The 24,208-nt window shown below is 64.0% G+C and carries 18 protein-coding genes, 1 pseudogene and 1 riboswitch; of the genes and pseudogenes, 16 read left to right on the forward strand and 3 right to left on the reverse strand.

The genetic code is table 11. The features are described from left to right. Positions 1-139 precede the first annotated feature (139 nt). Positions 140-2,305 (reverse strand): annotated as a pseudogene (locus tag KF886_16485) (PKD domain-containing protein). Between the two features lie 28 nt (positions 2,306-2,333). Continuing rightward, positions 2,334-2,581, reverse strand: a riboswitch (cobalamin riboswitch). A 589-nt stretch (positions 2,582-3,170) separates the two neighbouring features. Between KF886_16485 and KF886_16490 the strand changes: the two are divergent. Beyond that, a complete protein-coding gene (locus tag KF886_16490) occupies positions 3,171-4,841 on the forward strand; it encodes an L-lactate permease (GenBank protein MBX3178954.1) in 1,671 nt (556 codons plus the stop codon). Positions 4,842-4,856: 15 nt separating this feature from the next. On the opposite strand, the gene KF886_16495 is transcribed toward KF886_16490, so the two are convergent. After that, positions 4,857-6,110, reverse strand: a complete 1,254-nt coding sequence (locus tag KF886_16495) for a diaminopimelate decarboxylase (GenBank protein MBX3178955.1) — start codon at positions 6,108-6,110, stop codon at positions 4,857-4,859. Positions 6,111-6,376: 266 nt separating this feature from the next. On the opposite strand from KF886_16495, the gene KF886_16500 reads away from it, so the two are divergent. From KF886_16500 to KF886_16525, 6 genes are all read left to right on the forward strand, one after another. After that, on the forward strand, positions 6,377-7,210 hold the full coding sequence (locus KF886_16500) for a phosphodiester glycosidase family protein (GenBank protein MBX3178956.1): 834 nt from the start codon (positions 6,377-6,379) through the stop codon (positions 7,208-7,210). Next, positions 7,203-8,564 carry a DNA repair protein RadA gene (gene radA / locus KF886_16505; GenBank protein ID MBX3178957.1) on the forward strand — a complete coding sequence of 454 codons (1,362 nt, stop codon included), beginning with the start codon at positions 7,203-7,205 and terminating at the stop codon, positions 8,562-8,564. The genes KF886_16500 and radA overlap by 8 nt, the downstream gene beginning before the upstream one ends. A 3-nt stretch (positions 8,565-8,567) precedes the next feature. Further along, positions 8,568-9,650: a DNA integrity scanning diadenylate cyclase DisA gene (gene disA, locus KF886_16510; GenBank protein MBX3178958.1), complete on the forward strand. Its 1,083-nt coding sequence runs from the start codon at positions 8,568-8,570 to the stop codon at positions 9,648-9,650. 7 nt (positions 9,651-9,657) lie between these two features. Continuing rightward, a complete protein-coding gene (locus tag KF886_16515; GenBank protein ID MBX3178959.1) occupies positions 9,658-10,449 on the forward strand; it encodes a dihydroorotate dehydrogenase electron transfer subunit in 792 nt (263 codons plus the stop codon). Positions 10,450-10,557: 108 nt separating this feature from the next. Next, positions 10,558-11,484 carry a dihydroorotate dehydrogenase gene (locus tag KF886_16520; GenBank protein ID MBX3178960.1) on the forward strand — a complete coding sequence of 309 codons (927 nt, stop codon included), beginning with the start codon at positions 10,558-10,560 and terminating at the stop codon, positions 11,482-11,484. Positions 11,485-11,966: 482 nt separating this feature from the next. Continuing rightward, positions 11,967-13,250: a neutral/alkaline non-lysosomal ceramidase N-terminal domain-containing protein gene (locus KF886_16525; protein ID MBX3178961.1), complete on the forward strand. Its 1,284-nt coding sequence runs from the start codon at positions 11,967-11,969 to the stop codon at positions 13,248-13,250. A gap of 48 nt (positions 13,251-13,298) precedes the next feature. On the opposite strand, the gene KF886_16530 is transcribed toward KF886_16525, so the two are convergent. Next, positions 13,299-13,604 (reverse strand): nucleotidyltransferase domain-containing protein, encoded by a 306-nt coding sequence (locus KF886_16530; protein MBX3178962.1) that lies wholly within the window; start codon positions 13,602-13,604, stop codon positions 13,299-13,301. Positions 13,605-14,407: 803 nt separating this feature from the next. Between KF886_16530 and KF886_16535 the strand changes: the two genes are divergently transcribed. The 9 genes from KF886_16535 to KF886_16575 all read left to right on the forward strand — a co-directional run bounded on the left by KF886_16535 (position 14,408) and on the right by KF886_16575 (position 24,076). Next, positions 14,408-15,001 (forward strand): LemA family protein, encoded by a 594-nt coding sequence (locus tag KF886_16535; protein ID MBX3178963.1) that lies wholly within the window; start codon positions 14,408-14,410, stop codon positions 14,999-15,001. Between the two features lie 80 nt (positions 15,002-15,081). Then, the gene (locus KF886_16540) at positions 15,082-17,061 is read left to right on the forward strand and encodes a M48 family metalloprotease (protein MBX3178964.1); all 1,980 of its coding nucleotides are present in this window, start codon (positions 15,082-15,084) and stop codon (positions 17,059-17,061) included. 56 nt (positions 17,062-17,117) lie between these two features. Then, positions 17,118-17,846: an orotidine-5'-phosphate decarboxylase gene (gene pyrF / locus KF886_16545; GenBank protein MBX3178965.1), complete on the forward strand. Its 729-nt coding sequence runs from the start codon at positions 17,118-17,120 to the stop codon at positions 17,844-17,846. Further along, on the forward strand, positions 17,843-18,418 hold the full coding sequence (gene pyrE / locus KF886_16550; protein ID MBX3178966.1) for an orotate phosphoribosyltransferase: 576 nt from the start codon (positions 17,843-17,845) through the stop codon (positions 18,416-18,418). The genes pyrF and pyrE overlap by 4 nt, the downstream gene beginning before the upstream one ends. An 803-nt stretch (positions 18,419-19,221) precedes the next feature. Further along, a complete protein-coding gene (locus tag KF886_16555) occupies positions 19,222-20,037 on the forward strand; it encodes an HAD family hydrolase (protein ID MBX3178967.1) in 816 nt (271 codons plus the stop codon). A gap of 151 nt (positions 20,038-20,188) precedes the next feature. Beyond that, on the forward strand, positions 20,189-21,649 hold the full coding sequence (locus tag KF886_16560) for a hypothetical protein (GenBank protein ID MBX3178968.1): 1,461 nt from the start codon (positions 20,189-20,191) through the stop codon (positions 21,647-21,649). Next, the gene (locus KF886_16565) at positions 21,627-22,994 is read left to right on the forward strand and encodes a hypothetical protein (GenBank protein MBX3178969.1); all 1,368 of its coding nucleotides are present in this window, start codon (positions 21,627-21,629) and stop codon (positions 22,992-22,994) included. The genes KF886_16560 and KF886_16565 overlap by 23 nt, the downstream gene beginning before the upstream one ends. Position 22,995: 1 nt before the next feature. Further along, positions 22,996-23,274 (forward strand): acylphosphatase, encoded by a 279-nt coding sequence (locus tag KF886_16570; GenBank protein MBX3178970.1) that lies wholly within the window; start codon positions 22,996-22,998, stop codon positions 23,272-23,274. A 97-nt stretch (positions 23,275-23,371) separates the two neighbouring features. Continuing rightward, the gene (locus KF886_16575; GenBank protein ID MBX3178971.1) at positions 23,372-24,076 is read left to right on the forward strand and encodes a hypothetical protein; all 705 of its coding nucleotides are present in this window, start codon (positions 23,372-23,374) and stop codon (positions 24,074-24,076) included. The last annotated feature ends 132 nt before the right edge of the window (positions 24,077-24,208 follow it).

Consider the following 24,208-nt stretch of genomic DNA (forward strand, 5'->3'; position numbering starts at 1 on the left):
CACCCTCACCCTCACCCTCACCCTCACCCTCACCCTCACCCTCACCCTCACCCTCACCCTCGCCCTCACCCTCCGCAGCGTCGGTTACGGTGATGAGCCGCACGCTTCGGGTATGGGCGACCGCGCCCTCGGGTGTGGCAATCGTCAATTGAACGGTGTAGGCCCCCCGGTGCGCATAGGTGTGCGACGGATGTTGTTCGTTCGACACGGCTCCGTCGCCGAAGGACCAGAACCAGGTGGAGATGGCGGCATCCGCGGCGGAGGAACGGTCCGTGAAGCGCACCGCGAGCGGCGCGGATCCCGACGTTGGCGCGGCGTCAAAGGCGACCCATAGCCCACCCTCGCCTTCACCTTCACCTTCACCCTCGCCTTCACCTTCACCTTCACCTTCACCTTCACCTTCACCTTCACCTTCACCTTCACCTTCACCTTCACCTTCGCCTTCGCCTTCGCCCTCGCCCTCGCCCTCGCCCTCGCCTTCGCCTTCGCCTTCACCCTCACCTTCACCCTCACCTTCACCTTCACCTTCACCTTCACCTTCACCTTCACCTTCACCTTCACCTTCACCTTCACCTTCACCTTCACCTTCACCTTCACCTTCACCTTCACCTTCACCTTCACCTTCACCTTCACCTTCACCTTCACCTTCACCTTCACCTTCGCCTTCGCCTTCGCCTTCGCCCTCACCCTCACCCTCACCCTCACCCTCACCTTCACCTTCGCCTTCACCTTCGCCCTCGCCTTCACCCTCACCCTCACCCTCACCCTCACCCTCACCCTCACCCTCACCCTCACCCTCACCCTCACCTTCGCCTTCGCCTTCACCCTCGCCTTCACCTTCCGCCGCGGCAGGCGGAGCCGCGAGCACGAAAACTCCCGGGGTGTTGCTTCGGAACGTGACGGTTCGGCTTGTCGGATCATGAACCACCGACGCGATGTCGTCCTGGGTGAATCCGGTCCCTTCGACATGGCGGAACGGCGTCAATTGCGCCACCTCAAGCCCGTCCACTTCGTCGATCGTGTAGGCCAGGGTGAATTCCGCGGGCGCTACCTGCGCAAGGGAGAAATCCGATTCGGAACTGAAAAACTGGACAACGCGTGAGGCCTTCAGGAGGCCCGGGATCGCGTCTCCGGGGTCGTCAACGGCATTTATGTCCACGATGCAGTTAAACGCGCGGTCTCCGGTGCGGGTCCCGGCGCTGTAGAGCGTGAAGCGATCGCCCGCGGCGTTGCCGGCCGTTCCGAGCCAGGCGCCCGGCGTGTTGTCACCCTCTTCGCGCGGGAATTCCAGCGGCAGGACCGTGCTCTCGGGGCGCTCGGGGTCGGTGTTGGAGACCCGGATCTCGTAATCGTCCAGGATGCCGTCGCCATCCGTATCGATGTCGGGCGCGACATCGGCCACGGCGTCGATCTCCGGCGTCATGTAACCCAGTGGACCGTTCAGGAAGTCGATGAACGCGGAAATGCGGATAAAATGAAAGCGTTGCAGACCGGCGGGCTGGCCGCTGGCGTCAACGGCCCAGGCGATGTCGATGGCGTCGCCGCCGCCGCTGCCCGGGGTCAGCCCGGTGCGGAATGGGTCATCGGGCCGGACGTAGTTGTCCAGGTACTCCTGCTGCGTGGGCGACAGATCGAGGTAGCCCCAGTCGTATTCCGTGCCGTCGGCGTTGGGGTTGATCACGAATCCCGCCATCGGCGGCGTGGGGTTTTCGATGCCGTCGGGAAGAATATTTGCGCCCAGCATGCGGCTGCCCGGGATCACGTACCAGGGATCGTCGGGTATGCCGTTTCCGTTGACGTCCTCGCTGATTTCGATGAGGCCCGGTTCCGAAAACTTCCGCAGCGGATCGCCCCCGACCCAGTAGGCGTTGCCGTAGACGATGAAATCCAAGCCCATCGGGTTATTCGGGTCGTCTTCGACGGGGGTGTCGAAGGCGAGCACGATGTAACTGCCCGGCGTTCCGATGGAGTGGAGGCTGCCGTTGTTCGCGGCGAAGGTTCCGCCTCCGGTGGGTTTTCCGATGGCCTTTTCCGGCGTGTTGAAGCCTGGGTTTGGATTGATCGCGAGCACGTCGGCGACACGGTCCGCCCACGGATCATCGGCGCGCGCGGCCAGGGCCAGCGCGCAACAAATGGCGGATAGAAACCAGACCACCCGGGCCAGGCGGCCCGCGGCTATGTGGCCATGCTTCGGCATGGGCAACCCCTCGGTTAAACGCAGTAAAGGGGGCCATGCCTGGGGGGAGGAGGGGTGAATACGGCAACTCGCCGGGGCGCTTGAAACGCCCGCCATGCGCCGGCCCATCCCTCGGGGCCCCCGGGTGTATGGCGCACCCGTGGATTACTCGGCTGGCAGGTCTTCGGACTTTCAGGCGACCCCGATCCGTCGGGATTTCCTACCGGGCGCTGCTTCCCAACCCTGTATCGCCAGGATCAGTGCATTTCTTCCGGGCTCTTACGAACCCTTTGCGCCTTTCGTTCCTGATTACCGCTGCGGGGCAGTTCCGGACTTACACCGGATTCCCTCTTAGCGCACGAACGCGCGACCGCGTCCGTGAGAACCAGCACGCTCAGAATACTGCAAGCGGGCGCCGGGTGTCAATGACGGGTGAAGGGTGAAGGTGCGGCACGTCCGCCGCAGGCGGAAAGGGTGATGGGCGAAGATTAGGGTGAACTTCTGATACTACCGATTGGTGAACACGTGCAGTTGCCGATTCCCATTAACGCGTTGTAACCCGCAACAAATTCTATGGTACGGGCTTTCAGCCCTGGCCATTCTTGTTCGCCATTTGCCTGGGCCGTTGGCCCAGGCTGGTATGGGTGGCGCCTTTGGCGCCAAAGATGGTCCTGGTTTCTTTCAGGGCCGAAGGTCCGATCCATACCAGCATGGGGCAACGCCCCATGAATCGAGGCGCCAAACTTATCAAGGGCTGAAAGCCCGCATCATCGATCGGCCAATCGATTCATCGGTAATATCAGAGCTTCACCCGAAGATTAGATCGCGTTTTCTCGTGGCGCTGTTCCGCGGAGCGGAACGGAATGCATTCCCACGGGGGACCGTGGGAACGAGTTCCGGGGGTGAGGCACGTCCGCCGCAGGCGGAAAGGGTGAAGTGGCGGGGTGTCGCTGGTATTATCGGGGTTCGCGGATGGGCCGTGGGAGAGCGGACGATGATGGCATTTCTGGCGTTGACGCCGGTGTTGGCCGTGGCGATATTGCTGGTGGGGCTTCGGTGGCCGGCGAGCCGCGCGATGCCGGTGTGCTATATCGTGGCGGCGGGGCTCGCCGTGTGGGCGTGGGGCGTGCCGGGCGCACAGGTGGCCGCGGCGACCATCAACGGGGTGATTATCGCGCTGAGCCTGGTGTTCATCATCTTTGGCGCGATCCTGTTGCTCAACACGCTGCACGAAAGCGGCGGATTGCAGGTCATCCGATCCGGCTTCACGGGGGTGACGCCGGATGCGCGGATCCAGGTGATCATCGTGGCGTGGCTCTTCGGATCCTTCATCGAAGGCGCGGCGGGCTTTGGCACGCCGGCGGCGGTCGCGGTGCCGCTGATGGTCGGGCTGGGATTTCCGGCCATGGCGGCGGTGGTCGCCGGGATGATCATCCAGAGCACGCCGGTGTCATTCGGGGCGGCGGGCACCCCGATTCTGGTGGGGATCCGCAAGGGCCTCGAGAACAACGAGGCGGTGAACGGGTATATCGCGCAGCAGCAACTTGGCGACATTGACCTGCTGCTCTCGCACATTGGCGTTCGCGTGGCCCTGCTGCATGGCGCCGCGGGCGCGCTCGTTCCGCTGATTGTGGTGGTCTTCATGACGCGTTTTTTCGGGCCAAACCGCAGCGTCCGCGAGGGGCTCGCGGTGTGGCGATTCGCCGTCTTCGCGGCCTTCGCCATGACGGTTCCGTACATGCTGGTGGCCGTGTTCTTCGGCCCTGAGTTCCCCACCATTACGGGCGGCCTGGTCGGGCTCGCGGTGGTGGTGACGGCGGCGCGGAAGGGCTTTCTCATGCCGGATCGAAGCCAGCCCTGGACCTTCGGCCCCGCATCAAACTGGGATCTCGCATGGACGGGCGCGCTGCATGTGGAGGCCCGGCCCGATGCCGGCGCGGGGATGACCGCGTTGCGCGCCTGGTCGCCCTACATCCTCGTGGGTGCGCTGTTGTTTGCCACGCGGCTGAAGTTTCTGCCATTAGGCGCGTGGTTGCGGGCGTGGACCATCGAGTATCCCGAAATCCTCGGCACAAACATCACCGCGTCCGTGCAGCCGCTGTACCTGCCCGGCACGGTGTTCGTCGCCGTGTCGCTGATTACCTTCGCGCTGCATCGCATGGACCGCGAATCCTACCGGCGCGCGTGGGCCGCGTCGCTGCGCACCACGCGCGCGGCGTCCGTGGCGCTGATTTTCACCGTGCCGATGGTGCAGGTGTTCATTCACTCCGGCGGCGGGAGCGGCGGTCTCGATGCGATGCCGATGGTGCTCGCGTCGGCGGTCGCGGGCGTCGCGGGGCAGGCGTGGCCGCTCTGCGCGCCGCTCATTGGGGGGATGGGGGCCTTTATCGCGGGGAGCAACACCGTGTCGAACATGATGTTCAGCCTGTTTCAATTCGACGTGGGGCAGCGCATCGGGGCGGACCCCGCGTGGGTGGTGGCGCTGCAGGCGGTCGGCGGCGCGGCGGGGAATATGGTCTGCGTGCACAATGTCGTGGCCGCCTCGGCCGTAGCCGGGCTATTCGGGAAGGAGGGGGTCATCCTGCGTAAGACGGCGCTCCCCTTCGCGTATTACGCGCTGGTCACCGGGCTGATCGGCCTCGTGGTGTATGCCCTGGCTTCTTGAGTCGCGAGGCCGCGGTCAGAGCACTTCGTTCTGCCAGATTTGCTCCAGCGGCTGGCGCTTGCGGATGAGACGGAACGCGCCCGGGCCCTCGCGCAGCAATTCCGCGCATTCGGGGAACGAATTGTAGTTTCGAGACGCCATGCTGGCGCAGTAGGCGCCCGCGCCCTCGATCACCAGGAAGTCGCCGGGGCGCGCTTCGGTCAGTTCGCGCTCCAGCAGCCCCTCGGGATTGCCCGGCTCGGGCGTGAGGATGTCGCCGCTCTCGCAGCAGTGCCCCGCGACCAGGTACGTGCCGTGTCCCCGGGATTCGTTCGCTGCGGGAACCACCACGATGGGGTGCTGCGCGCCGTACATCGCGGGCCGGACGATCTCCGTCATCCCCGCGTCGATCTTCAAGAACGTGTGGCCGTCCTCGCCCGTGTCGACGACATCCGCCACCGAACACACCAGCGCGCCGGCGTTGGCGACCAGGAAGGTTCCCGGCTCCACCTCCAGGTGCAGCTTGCGCCCGTGCTGGCTCGCGAAGGCCACGAAGTCCTGCATGACCCGGTTGCCGATCAGGGCCATGTCGGCGGAGATCTCGCCCGCCATTCGACCGACCTTGAAGCCGCCCCCGAGGCTCAGGCGGGTGACCTCCGGGAGGCGCTCCACAATGCCCAGCGAGAGGCCGGCGCAATGCGCCCAGGTGTCGGGATCGGATCCCGATCCGATGTGGGTATGCATCCCGGTGAGCCGGAGCCGATGCCGCGCACAGATTTCCTTAATCTCGTCCAGGTGCTCGTGCCAGATCCCGAAGCTGGAGGAGGGGCCGCCGACGTTCGTCCGGTTGCTGTGGCCCGATCCGAGGCCGGGGTTGATGCGCGCGGAGATTTCCGTGCCGGGAGAGAGCCGGCCATAGGCTTCGAGCTGGTTCAGCGAGCAGGCGTTGAACAGCACGCCGCGGTCCACGAGTTCCTTCAGATTTCTCGGAAGCTCCTGCGCCGTGATCTGAATCTGCTCCGGCGCGACACCCGCGCGCAGGGCGCGCTCGGCCTCGTAGCCGCTGCTGGCGTCGATATGAAGACCCGCTTCGTTCAGGAGCCGGATGATCGCCGCCGTCGGTAGCGCCTTCATCGCATAGCGCGCGGTTATCCCGAACGCATTGGGAAACGCCAGCAACGCCGCCGCCTGCACCCGCAGGGTGGCGGCGTCGTAAACGTACACGGGCGTGCCATGCTCGGCGGCAACCTGGCGGACTTCTTCGGGATTCAAGAAACGGAGCGTTTCCATGTGCGCTTCTTCCTTTTTTCGGAGGGGACGGTGCGTGGTGGCCCGGAAAACCGCGTATTGCGGCGGCGAATTGGTGGCGGATTCTAACAAGTTAACCTGTCCTGATGCACCCCGGGCATGCGCATGCGGGCGACGACCGGCGCCGGATTTATCGATGTTGGGCGACTATTATGTGTCATATTGGAGCATCGGCGGCGGAGATTGCCCGGAACCCTCCTCGTATGTTACTCTTATCTTACAGAAATTAAAGGACTTATAGGGTATCCATGCTCCAGATTCGACCCGCCGCTACCGATCCTCGTGTTCGCGCGATGACCCGTCTCGCGCGGCGGGCGTGTTTGGTGCTGGTCGTACTGTCGCTGGTCGCCTCGGGCGAAGAGGTCACACGCGATGGCGGGGTCGTGTTCCAAAACAGTACGTTTCGCGAGGTGCCTTTTACCGTCGCCTGGATCGATTTGGAGCAGGAGGATTTAGAGCTTTTCTGGAAACGCCCCGACGGCGAGGCCCTGCACCATTTCCACGGATTGCGGGATTGGCTCCTTAGCCAGGGCCGCGAACTCGTGCTCGCCACGAATGCGGGGATCTATGCGGAGGATCGTACGCCGCTCGGGCTCCATGTGGAGCGCGGCCAGGAACTGCGGCCCCTGAACCCGCACAAGGGCGGCCGCGGCAACTTCGCGCTGAAACCGAACGGGGTCTTCTACATCGATGACGCGGGCGCGCACATCCGCACGACCGAGGACTACGCGGCATCGGGCGTGAAGCCGTCGCTGGCGGTTCAATCGGGTCCGATGCTGGTAATCGAGAACGCACTTCACCCGAAATTTGAGGCGGACTCCACCAGCGTATACGTTCGCAATGGCATTGGTGTGCAGACCGGGAAGCGCATCGCAATTGTGATTTCAGACTGGCCCGTCAACCTTCATACCTTCGCTTCGTTTTTCAAGGACGAGCTGGGGTGTCCCGATGCGCTCTACCTGGACGGGTCACTTTCCGGATTGTACGCCGCCGCGCTCGATCGGACCCCCGCCGGCGCGGAATACGTCGGGATGCTTGCGGTGACGCGGGCGCGGAAGGCGGGGGAGGAGGGGCATGAGTAAGGTCAAGTCGCACTTCGTCTGCCAGTCCTGCGGCGCGGTGACCGCCCGCTGGATGGGCAAGTGTCCGGAGTGCGCCGAATGGAATACACTGGCGGAGGAGGCGATGCTGGAGGAGGGGACCCACACGCGCCCGAGCATTGTCGCCGCGAGCCGCCCGATCCCGGTGTCCGACGGGAGCCAGGCGCCGCCGGCGCGCATTCCGACGGGCATGTCGGAATGCGATCGCGTCCTGGGCGGGGGCATTGTCCCGGGCTCCCTGACGCTGGTCGGCGGCGACCCGGGCATCGGCAAGTCCACGATGATGCTCCAGCTGTCGCGCTACCTGGCGGCGGAACACGGGCCGGTGCTGTACGTGTCGGGGGAGGAATCCTTCAGCCAGGCGCGGCTCCGGGCGGACCGGCTGAACGCGGTGCACGAGCGCCTTTTTATCTACACGGAGACCTCGGTCGCCAGCATTGCGAAGGAGATTCAGAAGGGCGGCTACGCGTTTGTGGTGGTGGACTCGATCCAGTCGGTCTACAGCAGCCAGCTTTCGGGGGTGCCGGGTAGCCTGAGCCAGGTGCGTGAATGCGCCAACGAGTTTTTGCGTCTGGCCAAGGGACGCCAGGTTCCGGTTTTCCTGGTGGGCCACGTGACGAAGGACGGATCGATCGCGGGACCGCGCCTGCTGGAGCACCTGGTGGACACCGTCCTGTATTTTGAAGGCGAAGGGCGGCAGTCGCTCCGGATCCTGCGCGGCGTGAAAAACCGCTTCGGCTCGACGAACGAAATCGGCGTGTTCGAAATGCGGGACACCGGGCTGCACCCGGTGCCCAACCCGAGCGCGCTGTTTTTGAGCGAGCGCCCGGTCGGCGTGAGCGGCACCGTGGTGATCCCGAGTATCGAGGGCACCCGCCCGCTCCTGGTGGAGGTGCAGGCGCTCGTGGGCGACAGCCACGCGGGTTCGCCGCGCCGCACGGTCACCGGGGTGAACCCCAACCGGGTGAACCTGCTGCTGGCGGTGCTGGAGAAGCGCGCGGGCCTGCATTTTTCGGATCGCGATGTGTTTGTAAACGTGGCGGGCGGCGTTCGGCTGGACGAGCCCGCGGCGGATCTCGCGGTGGCGCTGGCGCTGGTGTCCAGCTTCCGCGACGCGCCGGCCCCGGCGCACCTGGCCGCCTTCGGCGAGGTGGGCCTGGCGGGGGAGGTGCGCGCGGTGGACATGGCGCAGCAGCGCGTGGCGGAGGCGGCGAAGTTCGGATTCAGCCGGTGTATACTCCCCCGGGGATGTGCGAAGAATATTGCGGTGGACGGCGTGGCCCTCCACCCGGCAGGCGAGCTGGAGGCAGCCCTCGAACTGGCCATGGAGGCGTAAAGGTTGGCACGGAAGAAGAAACTGACAAGCGAAGAGGCGTTCCGCCAGGCGCTCCTGGTGATGGCGCCGGGCACCTCGATACGGGAGGCGATCTCCACGATCCTCCAGGCCGGCACGGGCGCGCTGCTATGCTTCGGCAATCCACGCCGCCTGCTCGACCTCTCCGAGGGCGGCGTGATGCTGGACGAGGAGGTGACGCCGCAGATGCTCTACGAGCTCTCGAAGATGGACGGCGCGATCATCCTCAACGAGAGCGGCACGCGCATCCACGCGGCGAATCGCTTTCTGAAGCCCAAAGCCAATATTCACAGCGATGAAACGGGCACCCGGCACCGGACGGCCCAGCGCCTGGCGAACCAGGCTGGCTGCGTGGTCATCGCGGTGTCGCAGCGGCGCTCCAGCGTGACCCTCTACGTGCACGACAAGCGGCATATCCTCGACAGCATCCAGACGCTGGTCAACAAGGCGGTCCAGGCCGTGCAGACGCTGGAAAAGTACATGAACGTGCTGAACCAGGCGATGCTGGATCTGACGGTGCGCGAGTTTCAGGACGTGGTCACGATTTTCGACGTCTGCAAGGCCGTCCAGCGGATGGAAATGGTCATGCGCATCGCCGAGGAGATCGAGCCCTATATCATTGAACTCGGTACGGAAGGCCGCCTCATCGAAATGCAGATGGAGGAGTTGATGCTTCCGGTAAAGGAAGCCGAACTGGTGATCAAGGACTACTTCCGGGAACGCCAGAACGTTACGTACGAAACCGTCCGCGAGCGGATAAGCGAAATATCGCAGCAGGACCTGCTCAATCTGGGCAGCATCAGCCATGCCCTGGGCTACGGGCCGGCCCTCCGCAGTGTCGACACCTACCTCAGCCCCCGCGGGTACCGCGTGCTCACCAGCACCCACCGGCTGTCCAACCAGATTATCGACAACCTGGTCCAACGATTCGGGACGCTCCAGCAGGTGCTTCGCGCGCCCAAGGACGACCTGGTCGAAGTGGACGGCGTCGGCGAAGTACTCGCCGAACGGATCCGCGTGAGCCTGAGCCTGCTTCGCAACCAACTCATCATCGATGAACGGAGATAATCACCGTATGCCCTTCGTAGCCGACTGCGAAATCACGGCCCACATGGAAGTGGCTCCCGGCCACTACCGGCTCGTGCTGCATGCGCCCGACATCGCCGCAAACGCGACGGCGGGCCAGTTCTGCATGCTGGAGGTCCAGGAAGGCTTCTACCCCTTCCTGCGGCGCCCCATGTGCTTTGAAAAAATTTTTCGCGACAGCATCTCCATCCTCTACAAAGTGGAAGGTGAGGGGACGCGGATGATGTCGAAATTGACGCCGGGCCAGTCAATGAGCGTGCAGGGGCCGCTCGGCCAACCCTTTCCGCTGGACAGCGCCTACAACCGGCACATCCTGGTGGCCGGGGGCATCGGGGTGGCCCCGTTTCCCGCGCTGGCGGAGGCGCTTATCCGCGAGCTGGGCGCAAAGCCGGAGGTCATTATCGCGGCGCGCACGGAATCGATGCTGCTCTGTGAGGCGGATTTCCACGAAATGGGCTGCAAGGTGCACCTCGCGACGGACGACGGTTCCGCCGGGACGCACGGATTCGCCTCCGAAGTGCTTCGGCAACTGGCGCCGGGACCGGGCGCGCGGGTGTACTGCTGCGGGCCGATGCCCATGATGCGCGCGACGCACGATGTATGCCAGGAGTTTGGTATCTCGTGTCTCGCCTCGCTGGAAGCCGAAATGGCCTGCGGCGATGGCGTCTGTCTCGGCTGCGTGGTCGAGGCGAACGTGGAAATTGAGGCCGAGCGCATGGTGCGGGTCTGCTACGATGGCCCAGTGTTTGAAAGTTCGTTGATCAATTGGAATGCCTACTGAGTCTGGTGGACTGAGTGGACTGAGTGGACGAAGTGGACGTGTCCAACTGGTCTAACCTGTACACTTGGTCCAGAGTTCCCGAAGAAGGCGCGTAGAAAGCCCTGAGCCATGGCCAATCTTGAAGTAAACGTCGGCGGTCTGAAAATGAAGAACCCGGTCACTGTAGGATCCGGGACCTTCGCCTACGGGCAGGAGTACGACCGCTATTTCGATGTGTCGCGCCTCGGCGCGGTGACCACCAAGAGCCTCTCCCTGGAGCCGCGCGCGGGCAACAAGCCGCCGCGCCTGGTGGAGACGCCCGCGGGCATGCTCAACGCAATTGGCCTGCAGAACGTGGGCATCGAGGCCTACCTGCGCGACAAGGCGCCCTTCCTGCGCGAAAAGGGCTGCACGATTATCGGCAACATCTACGGTAAGACGCCGGAGGACTACGCGACGCTCGCAGCGCGCCTGGACGAAGCGGGCGCGGCGGACGCCATCGAGGCGAATTTGTCTTGCCCGAATGTGCACGACGCGCGGACGGCGCGCGGCTGCACGCTGGTGGCGCAAATCCCGGAGCAGGTGCAGGAATACACCCGCGCGATCAAGGCGGCGACGAAACTGCCCGTGTTCATTAAGCTGAGTCCGAATATCATCGACATCGCCGAGCCCGCGCTGGCGGCGGAAGAGGCCGGCGCGGACGGCATCGCGATCATCAATACCCTGCTCGGCATCGGCATCAATCCCGAGACCCGCAAACCCATCCTCAGCAACATTGTCGGCGGACTGAGCGGGCCCGCGATCCGGCCGGTGGCGGTGAAGATGGTCTGGGACTGCGCGAAGGTGCTGAAGATTCCGATTATCGGCATGGGCGGCATCTGCAACGCGAGCGACGCGATGCAATTCATCCTTGCGGGCGCCACGGCGGTCGCGGTGGGAAGTTACTCCTTCCGCCAGCCCGACGCGGCGATCAAGGTGGTGGAGGGGCTGGACGCGTATTGCGAGAAGCACGGCGTGGGCAGTATTACCGAACTGATCGGCGGGATGATCGTGTAGGATCCGCCTTCGGAGGCCCCGCGGTTCGTTTCGGTAGCCCTTCGGGACTGGCTCCCGCTCCACATGATAGCTCTGTCGCAAATGCGATGTCGTGTGCGCGTGGCGAGGGCGCCTGCACTGAAATTTCAAAGGTAGCCGCGGGTGCCACGTTCAAGCTCCGCGGCTCCGCCGCGAAGGCTTGAGCGTGCGAGACTTCAGTGAAGCGCCAGCAGTCAGGGGCAGTCTTTCGTCTTTAACGGGTGACGCAACGCGTCATGAACGGCTGCTCTGAAAAACGCCTCCGCATCACCACAACTACCTCACACAAACCAGATTACAGCATCTCTCTCAAGGAAGCGTCAAAGGCTGGGAGCGCAGGCGTCCCCGCCTGCCAGGCGGCGAAGCCGCCGTCCATTTTCAACCTTAACGAGTGACGCAACGTGTCATAATAGGCTGTACCTTGGAGCCCTCGCGAACATGCAACCCCAAAGGAGCCTGACTCAATGACCCGACATGTCGTCCTGGCCCTGCTGCTGGCCCTCTGCACCCTTCCCGCCGCCGCCGAATTCCGCGCGGCCTGCGTCCAGGTGGACATCACGCCGGACACGCCGCAATGGCTCCACGGCTACGCGCCGCGCCAGTCCACGGGCGTTCACGACCGTATCTACCACCGCATCGCCGCGCTCGACGACGGAGAGACTACCTTCTATCTGGTGGCGACCGACTGCTGCACGATATCGCCCTCGTACTACGACGCGATGACGCGGCAACTCGAAGCGGAGACCGGGATCACGCCGGCGCAGATCTGGTGGTCCACCACGCACACCCATTCCGCGCCGCATGTCGGGCCGCAGGACCTCGGCCAGCTCTTCGGCGGCACGCTCGGCGATCGCTTCTCTATCACGCACGACACCGCCTACTGGGACCGGGTCACCCGCGCCCTGATTGAGGGCGTGAAGGAGGCGCGCGCGAAGCTGGAGCCCGCGCGGCTCGGCGTCGGCATTGGTGAGGCCCGCGCGAACATCAACCGCCGCGAATTGCGGGACGGCCAAATCGTGCTCGGCGAGAACCCGGAGGGCCCGGTGGACCGGCAGCTCGGACTTATCCGGCTGGAGCGCTCCGACGGCTCGCCCATCGGCCTCATCGCCAATTACGCCATCCACGGCACCTGCCTCCACGGCGGCAATACCCAGATCAGCGGCGACGCCCCCGGCTGGGTCTCGCAGTACGTGGAGGCGAAGCTCGGCGTTCCCCTCCTTTTCGTGAACGGCGCCGAGGGCAACGTCGCGCCCTTCCCCACGGTGGGCAACGACATCACGGACCCGCGCATCAAGAGCTTCGAGAGCACCCTGGGCGACCCCATCCTCGCACTGAACGCGTCGATCCAGGAATGCGCCAGCGATGTCTCCCTGCGTCTCTCGCAAACGAATATCGTGACCCCGCGCAAGGAGGGGCTGGGCTGGATCGACGAACTCGCGGACTACGCCCGGGTTGTCGACGGCGTCGACCATGTGCGAATCCCGATTCGAGGGCTCGTCATCAACGGCGACACGGCAATCTGGGCCGCGCCGCTGGAGCTGTTCAGCGAAATCGCGATGAACATCCGCGAGGCGTCGCCCTTCGCGCGCACGATGTACTTCGGGCTCACCAACGGCTCCCTGCTTTACCTGCCCACGAAAGCCGCCTTCGCCGAAGGCGGCTACGAGCCCAACGTGTCCCCCTTCCGGGAACAGGCCGAAGAAGATTTCACGTCGGGCGTGTCGGCGTGGCTGACGGGGCTGAAATAGCGTTGGCTTCACGCGGGATCGCGCATGGGCGGCACGCATACCTGGTCATCATGCCGCCGCATACAACGTCTTTGCTTCCTTCAGTACCTCGTCGCGGAAATACTTGCTCAGAGAATCCGGGGTGTTGAGCTCAGCCTTTCGCCCGAAAAACTCGGAGAGGGCGCACTCGATCTCGTTGAAACGAAAGAGTTTCATTTTCGTCTCCGGCTCGAACTCCACCAGGAGGACGATGTCGCTCTCCGACGTGAAATCATCTCGCAAGGCGGAGCCGAAGAGCTTCAGCGAACGGATACGATGCTCCGCGCAAAAGGCCCGGAGGGCTTCGTCGGATACAGTAATGGCGCCTGCTTGCATGGCTTGATTCCTCTGTCCATAGTGTACCCCCGCCGCGCCCGCAGGGCAAGCGGGCCGTGCGGGATGGGTAATTGTATTGAAACCCGATCTCGGTATATGGACATAACTTTGAGTCGATTTAGAACCTTGAATCAACGAATGTGCGCGTTTTGGAGCGCCGGCATCTGTGCCGGCAGAGATGCCAGCGCTCCAACACGCGCCCTTTGGAACATTCGTAACACTTTAGCGGTCTGAAGTGCGGAACAGTATGAGTTCGTACTATTGGAGACGGTGTGTATGGAGCGCCGGCGGCCCGCCGGCATTACACCGAAGGTGCAAGAATACGTTGCCGGAGTCCTCCGACGACACGCGGATTCTGATGCGACGGTAGCATTTCCAGAACGCTGCCTTGCGCCGGTGGCGCAATCTGCCGGCGGGCCGCCGGCGCTCCATAGTTGCACGTAGCCTTTATTCGGCAAGTCGCTCTCGATTGGCCACGGTGCTTCGTTCGGCTAAAGTGATACGAACATTCAAAGTGGTTCATCGGGCGCCCGGCTCGAGTTGGAAGTTTAATTGCGATTGCCCTCGCCGTGCGGGATGGGTATGCCAAATCCCGGGCCGATGCCCCGGCCTCCGGTCGTCTCCCGCGCCCTCCGATCCACCCCCCTTTTGAATTGAGGTCGCTGAATCGATACGATGGGCCATGGCGGCGCCGCTGCTCGGGCAAGGCCGGGCGCCGGCGCGATGGCGCTATGGGGGGCTGGCGATTTCGTTTCATTCACGCGCCCGGTCGGACCGGGGAAGGAGAGGCAGGCATGATATCCATGTTAATCCCGATGATTGTTTTTGCGGCGCTGGTTGTGTTCGCCGTGTTGTTTGTGATTGTGGTTTACAACAAACTGGTTACGCTCCGCAATCGCTTCAAGAACGCCTACGCGCAGATTGACGTGCAGCTCAAACGCCGCTATGACCTGATTCCAAATCTGGTCGAGACGGCGAAGGGCTACATCAAGCACGAGCGCGAGACGCTCGAAGCGGTGATCGCCGCGCGCAATGCGGCCTCCAGTGCGAATGCGGGCGCGGCCGCGAATCCCGGCGATCCCGGCGCGATGCAGCAGCTTGCCAGCGCGGAGGGCCTGCTGGGCGGGGCGCTGGGCCGCCTGTTTGCGCTTTCGGAGGCCTACCCCGATCTCAAAGCGAATACGACAATGAACGGTCTGATGGAGGAGCTGACGAGCACGGAGAACAAGGTCTCCTTCGCGCGACAGGCCTACAACGACGCCGTGATGGCCTACAATACGCAGCGCGAAGTCTTCCCGAGCAACATCGTCGCGGGCATGTTGAATTTCAGCGCGGCCGAGTTCTTCGCCGTCGAAGAGCCCGAACAGCGCGAGGCGCCCAAGGTCTCGTTCTCCTGAATGGCTGCGTGACGCTCCGGGCCGCCGCGCGCGCCTAAGCGGTTCGGGCTTGGGTTTCGGACGGTTCAAGGACGGCATCGATGGACTTTTTTGCGCATCAAGACAGGGCACGGCGGAATACAAAGGTCCTGGTTTTCTATTTTGCGATGGCCGTGGCGTGTATCACCGTCTCGGTGTATTTCGCGTGTCTCCTGCTTTTCTACGGCTGGCTTGCCCAGCAGGGGAGCACGGTCGGCCAGGGTGGGATCTCCTGGTGGCAGCCCTGGCTTCTGTTGTACGTCGCGGCGGGCACGCTCGGCGTGGTGTTCCTGGGAAGCCTCTACAAGACGGTGACCCTGCTCCGGGGCGGCGGGGCCATCGCCCGGGCGCTTGGCGGGCGGCTCCTGGTCCCCGGCACGCTCGATCCGGACGAGCGCAAATTGCAGAACGTGGTTGAGGAGATGGTGATCGCGTCCGGCACGCCGGTTCCCGAGGTGTATGTGCTCGACCACGAGAAGGGCATCAACGCATTTGCGGCGGGCCGCTCGCTCGACGACGCGGCCATCGGCGTTACGCGCGGCTGCATGACCCAGCTCAGCCGGGACGAATTGCAGGGCGTGATCGCGCACGAGTTCAGCCATATCCTCAACGGCGACATGCGGCTGAATCTGCGTGTGATGGGCGTTGTCTTCGGCATTCTCTGCCTCACGGTAATCGGGCGCGTGCTCCTGCACACGCGGGGCGGGCGCGACCGGAATCCGCTGATATTCCTGGGGCTTGCCCTGGTGGTCATTGGCTGGGTGGGCGTGTTTTTCGGGCGGCTCATCCAGGCGGCGCTCAGCCGCCAGCGGGAATTCCTGGCGGACGCCGCCGCCATACAGTTCACCCGCAACCCGACCGGCCTTTCAGGCGCCCTCAAAAAGATTGGTGGCGCGGGATCCCGGATCCACTCCGCCCACGCTGAAGAGGCCAGCCACATGTTCTTCGGAAACGGCATGGGCACGCCGTTCATGAACTCCTTTGCGACCCACCCGCCGCTGGAAGAACGTATACGCCGCATCGATCCGGGCTGGGATGGGAAGTTCAAGTTTCCCGATTCCCCGGCGCCGCGCGTGGCAAAGGTGCGGGATGCGAGAAAAGCTTCGGCCCCGCGTGAAGCCCCGGCCCGGCGTGGGCCGGTTCCGGCGATCCCCGCGATTCCGGGCTTTCCGGGCGCGGCGGATGGGGCCGCGGGCGTCGCCGGTGCGGCGGTAGCGATGGGCGCGCTCCTCCCCGGCGTTGGCAAGCCGACGGGGGCGCACTTGCGCCTGGCGGAGGAAATGCTGGGTTCGTTTTCCGAGCGCCTGAAGGACGCCGCGCACGCGCCGCAGGGAGCCGCCGCCATTGTGTTCGCGATGCTGCTCAGCGGGGAAGACGCTTTGCGGGAGCGGCAGCGCGCGGAACTGGCGCTGAAAGCCGCGCCGCGCGTGGCCGAGGAGCTCGACGCATTGTGGCGCGAGGTGGCGGGCGTGCCCCGGCCCGCGCGGCTTTCGCTGCTCAACCTCGCCCTGCCGGCCCTGCGCCAGCTCCCGGCGGACGAATTCCAGCGCTTCAGCGAGACGCTGCACTGGTTGATCGAGAGCGATAATCGGGTAGATCTCTTTGAGTTCGTGCTGCAGAAGATTGTACGCCGCCATCTGGCCGCCCGCGCGGGGAAGAAACAGGCGAGAGGCGGCCAGTTCTACGCGCTGAAACCGCTCCTGCCGGATTGCGGCGTGCTCCTGTCCGCGCTGGCCCACGCCGGAAGCCGCGAAAGCGGGGAGGTTGAAGCGGCGTTTGCCGCAGGCGCATTCCGCCTGGGGGCGGGGAAAGGGCCGCAATTGCTGCCGCGGGGCGAGATCGGACTGCAATCCATCGACGCCGCGCTGGATCGGCTTGCGCTCGCCTCGCCGGCCATCAAGAAGAAGTTCATCGAAGCCTGCGTGCAGGCCGCCGGTGCGGATGGCGTAATCCAGGTGCGCGAAGCGGAGTTGCTCCGCGCCATTGGTGAAACCCTGGAGTGCCCCATGCCGCCAATTCTTGCGCCTGGCGGCGGCGCGTAGGGAATGGACGGGCCGCCCGACCCGCGTTGGGTGTGGCGGGGTCTCTGGGTGCTATAATGTCCGCTCCAACCAACCCGAGGAAGGATTGCGCCTTGTCCCACCGTACTGAATTGATTACCGTGCTTGATGTGGATACGCTGGCGGAGGCCCGCCGCATTATTGACGCGAGCGCGGGCTGTGACTGGTATAAGATTGGCTCCCAGCTGTTCACCCGAACGGGACCGGATTTCGTTCGCGAGGTCCAGGGGCTGGGCCGCCGGGTGATGCTGGATTTGAAGTTTCACGATATCCCGAACACGGTGGCGCACGCGGCGGCGGCGGCGGCTGCGCTGGAGGTGGGGTTGTTCACGCTGCACGCGTCGGGCGGGCGGAACATGATCGCGGCGGCGCGGAAGGCGGTTGAGGACTCAGATACCCGGATCCTCGCGGTGACGATCCTGACGAGTTTTTCGGATGCCGATCTGCGCGGCGATATCGGGCTGCATGAAACGGCGGCGGAAGCGGTCCCCAGGTTGGCGAAGCTGGCGGTGGAGGCGGGCGCCCACGGGATTGTCTGCTCGCCCCAGGAGATCGGACTCGTCCGCGCGGCGGTGGGTCCAGATCCCATCGTGGTGACGCCGGGGATTCGCCCGGCGTGGTCGGCGAAGGACGACCAGGAGCGCATCATGACGCCGCGGGACGCCGCGCGCGCGGGCGCCTCGATGATTGTGGTGGGGCGGCCCATCCTGAAGCATGAAAACCCGGCGGAAGCGGTCCGTCTGATACAAGAGGAACTCGCGCAATGACCGAAGCGGAAGTGATTGAGACCTTTAAGAAAGCCGGCGCGTTGCTGGAGGGCCATTTTATCTACGCGAGCGGGCGGCATGGGCGCCAGTTCCTGCAGGCGGCGCGGGTATTGCAATTCCCGGAGTACACCGGGCCGTTGTGCGCGGCGATGGCGGATCAGTTCCGCGCGGATGGTGTCCAGCTGGTGGCGGGACCCGCGACCGGCGGCATCATTCTCGCCTACGAGACCGCGCGCAGCCTGGGTTGCCGCGGGGTCTTTGCGGAGAAGGAGCCGGACGGGAGCATGGCCGTGAAGCGCGGTTTCTCCATTCCGAAAGGTATCCGCACCCTGGTCGTGGAGGATATCACGACGACGGGTGGATCGGTATTGAAAACGATCGAGCACCTGGAGGCGCGCGGGGCGGAGATTGTCGGTGTGTCGGCCCTGATCGACCGGAGCGGGGGCAAAGTTTCCTTCGCGTATCCCTTCCGCCCGGTGGCGCGGCTGAATATGGAGAGCTGGGCGCCGGATGAAGTGCCCGAGGAGTTGGCCGCCGTTCCGGTGATGGAGCCGGACGATCTGGTGATCTGAATCGAAAAACTGCTGAACTTGGCCGGGCAGGGCGTGGATAGCGCGCCCTGCCCGGCTTTTTTTGTGCGTTCGCAGGTACAGCCTTTCAGGACGCTTCGCGTCACCCACTAAGGTTGAGACGCCGGCTGCTTCGCAACCGGTACACAGCCGGGACGGCTGTGCCACGTTCTTTGCACGCTTCACCTTGGTTCGTAAGAGTACCTTTGAAGGAATGTGGCACAGGCGTCCCGCCTGTGTATTTTCCGAGCAGCAGCACCGGGAAAAACTTCTTCGCCAGTCGGGCGGGGCGTCGGCTTCGCACGGCGGCGGGCCTACGTATTCGTGTCTCGGGGGGTGCTGAGTTACGTGGTGGTAGGTTTACAGCGTCGCGTCACGTTCATTCTTCCGCGTTGTTTTCGCGAAAAGTACTGCAAATAGAGGCTTTTCCATGTCTGAATCGAAATTGGCACGGGGTTTGCGCTATAGCTGGCAGGTCTGGAATGGCCGGTGAAGACGCGGCAGGTGAATCCGGGTTTTCAGCGATTCCTTCAAAAGACCTATGCCTCCCAACGCTTTGGCCGGGCCGGGCAGCCCCCGACCTGTCCGGCTCGGCCGAAGCTGAAAAAGGAGGCGCTCCAGTTGGATCCCACGGCGCCGCGGGCGGACCAGGATGCTCCGTTGTCCCGCATCCTGGCCGCCCGCAGGGCCGGCTAAGCCGCCCGCCGTTGCAATAGCTTTTCAGGCCCCCCGCCACCGGGGCGGCTTCCGGGTAGACACGGTTCGCGGCGAAACGGCCCCCGCGAGGGCAAGAACAGAAGGATACGATGAAGTACGGTTACCTGATAGACATGGATGGCGTAATCTACCGCAGCAATGATGTGATACCCGGTGCGGACGCTTTCATCAACCAACTCGTGGCGGAAGGAACCCCGTTCCGGTTCCTCACGAACAACAGCCAGCGGACGCGGCGCGACATGGTCGCGAAACTGAACCGCATGGGTTTCAAGGTGGGCGAGGAGCACATCTATACCTGCGCCATGGCGACCGCGCGTTACCTGGCGGGCCAGAAACCCGACGGCACGGCCTACGTGATCGGCGAGGGCGGCCTGCTCAACGCGCTGCACAACAACGGCTACGCGATCGTGGATCACGCGCCGGACTACGTGGTGGTGGGGGAGGGGCGCACGGTGAATTTCGAGGTCATCGAGACCGCCGTGAATATGATTCTCAAGGGCGCCAAGCTGGTGGCGACGAACATGGACCCGAACTGCCCGACCTCCACCGGGACCCGCCCCGGGTGCGGGGCGATCGTGGCCATGCTCGAATCCGCAACCGGCGTGAAGGCCTTCAGTGTGGGAAAACCCAGTCCGATCATGATGCGCGCTGCTCGGATTGAGATGGGATTACGTGCCGCGCAAACCATCATGATTGGAGACACCATGGAAACCGACATTATCGGCGGCGTGCAGCTCGGCTACAAGACGGTACTCGTGCTCTCGGGCGGAACCGGGGAATCAGACCTGAGCCGGTACGCCTACCAACCCGATCTTGTCGTGGAATCCATCGCGAATTTGAACCCGGCCGAACTTTTCCTGGAGCACGCCCCCGCCCTGGCGCGGGTGAGCCGGGCCGCGGTCTGATACACCACAGTTGAAACGCTTTTAAACGGCGCCCGGGGTTTTCACCAGGGCCAGTAACACTGCCTTGCCGGCGGGGTCGCTCTCTCCACCCGCCGGTCCACTCAAGGCCCTGGCTGAATCCTCATGCGCGCATTGCAACGATGCGACTTGTTTGCCCAATACACAGCTCATCCTTCCTTGCAGTACCCCGGGCGCCGTTTCCCTCCCTTCCCGACACCGCCGCGGCCCACTGGCCCGCCTTTTCGGCAAACGCCCATTTCTTGACATTGCCACAGGCCGCCCGTTAGCCTCTTGGGTACAGGAGAATCGGGAACAAGCGCACCCGGGCAAACGCGGGCTGGCGGCACGAGGAGGATTTCCCTGCATGATAGAAAGGATTACGATCCTTGGCGGGAGCAGTGTTTACATCCCCGAACTAATCCTTTCCATCATTGCCCGAAACGTCAATGTCAAAGAGATCGTGCTGCTGGGTCAGGAAGGGCGCAAGCTCCAGTTGGTGGCGGGCTTCTGCCAGCGCCTCCTCAACAAAAGCGGATTCCCCGCGCAGATCATCGCTTCCACGGACGTGCGGCAGTCTGTGGCCGGCGCCAAATACGTCCTCAATCACATTCGCGTCGGCGGCATGCAGGCGCGTATGCGCGACGAGATGTTGCCGCCCAAATTCAACATGATTGGCGACGAAAATCTCGGGGCGGGCGGCTTTTCCAACGGGCTTCGTACGCTCCCGGTCATTTTCGACATCGCGAAGCAAATCGAGGAGGTAAATCCCGACGCCACCTTCATCAACCTCACCAACCCGATGAGCATTGTGGTGGAGGGGCTGATGAAATACACGCGCCTGAAGGTGGTGGGCGTGAGCGATTTGCCCGGCGTCTACATGCGCAAGATCGCGAGCGTCCTGCAGGAAAACGTCGAAAACCTCCATTTCGACTACGTCGGCCTGAACCACTTGGGCTGGATACAGGACGTCAAGCTGGATCGCCGAAGCTGCATGAGCCGGCTGCTCGAAATCCTGGAGGCGCACACCGAGGATGGCTTCGATTATGAGCTTATCGACCTGTTTCGCATGATTCCCACACGGCAGACCGGCATGTATTTCCACCGCGCCGAAGTGCTCAAGAAACAGAAGGCCTGCTCGCGCTTTCGCGCGGAGATCCTGCACGAAGCCGAACAGCGCATCCTGAAGCTCTACGAAGATCAGCATCTGTACGAAGTGCCCGACTTGACCCGGCAGCGTAACGCGGTCTGGTATGAAGAGACGATTCTGCCGCTCATCGAGGCGTTGGAAGATTCCCGCCCGCGAAGTGTAGTATTGTGTGTGCGAAATGAAGGCTGTATCCGTGATTTGCCTGAAGACAGCAGTGTAGAGGTCCCGGCCCTGGTAAGCCAGAGCGGAATCGAGCCGCAGAAAGTAGGCAGCCTGCCGCGTTTTCTGCGTGGCGTATTCCTCGGCACCAAGGAAAGTGACCGGTTGACCGTGGAGGCCGTCCGGCACCGCAGTTGGGAGTATGCGCTCCAGGCGCTTACGATCAACCCGTTTGTGCCCTCACTGGAGACGGCCAGAAAATACTTGGAGCGAGTGGTTAAAGATGAACACATTGAATTGCATTAAGCACTTTCTGAACAAGCGCGTTCCGGCCGCCCTGCTCGCGGCCTCCCTCCTTTTCTCGCAGGGCGCCCCGGCCCAGGAGGTTCGCGGCGGCGGCGGCGCCTCGCTGGGAAGCATCGCGGGTTCCGAAACCCTGGTCACCGTGGTGCTCAAGGCCGGCGCGGAGGACCCCAACCTCCAGGTGTCCGAGGTGCGGGGCGAGACCATCAGCTTCACGAATCCAAAGGGGAATGAGACGGTATATCGCAAAGGCGATATCGACCACATCCGCGTTCAGGGCGATGTGGTCCAGCGCCGCCTGCCCATCGTTCGCGGCTCGGTGGCCCTGCGCCCCGAGGACCAGATGATCGTGGATCAGGCGCGCAGCCGCGCCGGCGAGATCTTCCGGACCAGCCAGGACAACCAGGAACTGCGGATCCAGGCCGCCGCCCTGACCGCCTATGCCGGAGACGAGGAAGCCGCCGGCTACCTGACCTCCCTGGCCGAATCGAACAATATTCGCACCCAGATCGATGCCGCGCGCGGGCTCTACCTCGCCGGAAAACCCGCTCCGGGCGCGGTCATCACCGGCGCGCTGGACAGCAACAACCGCAACGTTCGCGCCGCGGGCGCCGAGCTGGCCGGCCTCTTCAAGATCGAGGCAAGCACCCCCGTCTTGATGAATATGTTCAGTGACCGGTCCGCCCAGTATGCGGCCCCCGCCGCGGTGGCGCTCGCTCGCCTGGGAAACCGCGAGATCATTCCCGGCCTCTTCGATATGATCGGCAGCATCAGCGACGAGAAAAACAAGGCCGGTGTGCGCGCCTTGATTATTCTGGGCGGCGAGGATGTGATTGAATCGACAAGGCGCCGCATCCGGGAGACCCAGGGCCTCGAGCGTTTCCGGCTTATTCGCGTCCTGTTCGCGCTGGGCGACGAGGACGGGCGCAAGGAACTGATCCGGGTGTTTAACGAGGAGCTTACGATTACCCCGGAAGCCGCCCTGCTGCTCGCCTCCGACCAGTATTGGGACGCCGCCAAGTACCTCCAGGACCGGCTGCGCCGCCGCGAGGACGATACCTACGAGAACATGTCCTTCCGCGCGCGCAATGCGAACGCGCTGATGACAGGCGGCGATCCGTCCGCGGTCCACGTGTTTCAAGATCTGCTGCGCCGCGATGACAACAAGATCAAGGCCGAAGTGCTGGACCTGATCGCCGAGTCGGGCGCGCGCGACATGCTCAAGCTCATCCAGACATCCATCACAAACGTAGATCCGGCGCTATCAATTATGGCGAGCAATGCCGCGATGGCCATCGCCAATCCGAGTTTTCGCGAGCGCTTGCTGGACCTGCGGGTAAGCCCCTGATATGCAGCGGGTCCGTGTCCTGATCCGGGGGCGAGTTCAGGGCGTGGGTTTCCGTTTCTATACCTGCGCGCAGGCGCGTGAACTGGGCCTGTGCGGATGGGTTCGGAATCTGGCCGGCGGAGAGGTGGAGGCCGAGTTTGAAGGGCCGGAGAGCGCGATAGAGACGGTTCTGGTCCGGTGCGGGCGGGGCCCGGCGCTGGCCCGGGTTCTGGAACTTCTGGAGCTGGAGCGAGAGACCGTTGACGTGGCGCGAAATCCCGGTTTTTCCATGCGATCCTGAGCCGCCGCCTCGCGCTGGCGAGTTCGCGACGCCATCGCGCTATGGCGGGTGGGCGCCACGATACTTGCGGGGTGCGTGGAAGGCGGAGCGAGCTTGAATGCAGTCTAAACTCTCCAGACTCCGGGAGAAACTGGCCCTGGCCCGCGCCAAGTCAGTCGAAGACTCCGCGGCGCTCGAACGCATAAAGCTACTCCTGGCCAAAGCCGACGCGCGCCGGCTGGCCGTTCCCGAGGAGGCCCGCCGCTGGAACAAAGCCCTCGAAAACATGGAGCGATCCCTCGACGTGGTCCGCGCGCGGTGCGCCCATTCGCTGGCGCTGGTCGCGCGCCTTGAATCCGATCTGGCTCGCCTCGAAGCCGGCGGGGAGGAGGCCGCCGACGCCGGAAAAGACGCGCTGGCTGATGCGTCAATCGACGAGGAGTGGCGTGATCCGCTCGAGCGGTTGGATGGCTTCAACCTGGAGCAGGCGAGCCAGTTGCAAGCGCGGCTGGATGCCGGCGAAATCGAGGATCCCCAACTTGAGGTGGGCTTGGAACTCGCCAACCAGCTCCGATCCGATTCGCCCCCGCGGCCCGGAGAGCGGGAGCCCCGCCGTCAACTGGTGCTCCGCGCCGCGGTCGAGAAGATTAAGCGGCGGGATTTCGACGCCATGACCTTCGATGAGATCAAGCTGGTCATTTCCTGCCACGCGCTACTGACCCGCCGCCTGGAGCCGACCCCCCGCGACGAGCGCCTTCGCCGGATACTGGATGGCGCGATCCGCGTCCTGCGAAAGAAGAAGGACGAAATGGAAGGGCGTTAGTTCCGTCTTCTTACGTGCGCGCCACGTTCGCCGCGCGCGGGTGCTTTTTTGCAATAGGCACGCCCACCGTTTATCATACGGCAACCCCCGGAACGGCCCCAAATCCCTCACGCCCCACGGCTGTGGTCGCGC

Source organism: Candidatus Hydrogenedentota bacterium, from assembly GCA_019637335.1.
GTDB lineage: Bacteria > Hydrogenedentota > Hydrogenedentia > Hydrogenedentales > JAEUWI01 > JAEUWI01.

What these genes read in the sequence shown, in the direction of transcription:
- KF886_16490 (MBX3178954.1), top strand. Translation starts at nt 3,171, where the DNA reads ATGATGGCATTTCTGGCGTTGACGCCGGTGTTGGCCGTGGCGATATTG.
- KF886_16495 (MBX3178955.1), bottom strand. Translation starts at nt 6,110, where the DNA reads ATGGAAACGCTCCGTTTCTTGAATCCCGAAGAAGTCCGCCAGGTTGCC.
- KF886_16500 (MBX3178956.1), top strand. Translation starts at nt 6,377, where the DNA reads ATGCTCCAGATTCGACCCGCCGCTACCGATCCTCGTGTTCGCGCGATG.
- radA (MBX3178957.1), top strand. Translation starts at nt 7,203, where the DNA reads ATGAGTAAGGTCAAGTCGCACTTCGTCTGCCAGTCCTGCGGCGCGGTG.
- KF886_16515 (MBX3178959.1), top strand. Translation starts at nt 9,658, where the DNA reads ATGCCCTTCGTAGCCGACTGCGAAATCACGGCCCACATGGAAGTGGCT.
- KF886_16520 (MBX3178960.1), top strand. Translation starts at nt 10,558, where the DNA reads ATGGCCAATCTTGAAGTAAACGTCGGCGGTCTGAAAATGAAGAACCCG.
- KF886_16525 (MBX3178961.1), top strand. Translation starts at nt 11,967, where the DNA reads ATGACCCGACATGTCGTCCTGGCCCTGCTGCTGGCCCTCTGCACCCTT.
- KF886_16530 (MBX3178962.1), bottom strand. Translation starts at nt 13,604, where the DNA reads ATGCAAGCAGGCGCCATTACTGTATCCGACGAAGCCCTCCGGGCCTTT.
- KF886_16535 (MBX3178963.1), top strand. Translation starts at nt 14,408, where the DNA reads ATGTTAATCCCGATGATTGTTTTTGCGGCGCTGGTTGTGTTCGCCGTG.
- KF886_16540 (MBX3178964.1), top strand. Translation starts at nt 15,082, where the DNA reads ATGGACTTTTTTGCGCATCAAGACAGGGCACGGCGGAATACAAAGGTC.
- pyrF (MBX3178965.1), top strand. Translation starts at nt 17,118, where the DNA reads ATGTCCGCTCCAACCAACCCGAGGAAGGATTGCGCCTTGTCCCACCGT.
- pyrE (MBX3178966.1), top strand. Translation starts at nt 17,843, where the DNA reads ATGACCGAAGCGGAAGTGATTGAGACCTTTAAGAAAGCCGGCGCGTTG.
- KF886_16555 (MBX3178967.1), top strand. Translation starts at nt 19,222, where the DNA reads ATGAAGTACGGTTACCTGATAGACATGGATGGCGTAATCTACCGCAGC.
- KF886_16565 (MBX3178969.1), top strand. Translation starts at nt 21,627, where the DNA reads ATGAACACATTGAATTGCATTAAGCACTTTCTGAACAAGCGCGTTCCG.
- KF886_16570 (MBX3178970.1), top strand. Translation starts at nt 22,996, where the DNA reads ATGCAGCGGGTCCGTGTCCTGATCCGGGGGCGAGTTCAGGGCGTGGGT.
- KF886_16575 (MBX3178971.1), top strand. Translation starts at nt 23,372, where the DNA reads ATGCAGTCTAAACTCTCCAGACTCCGGGAGAAACTGGCCCTGGCCCGC.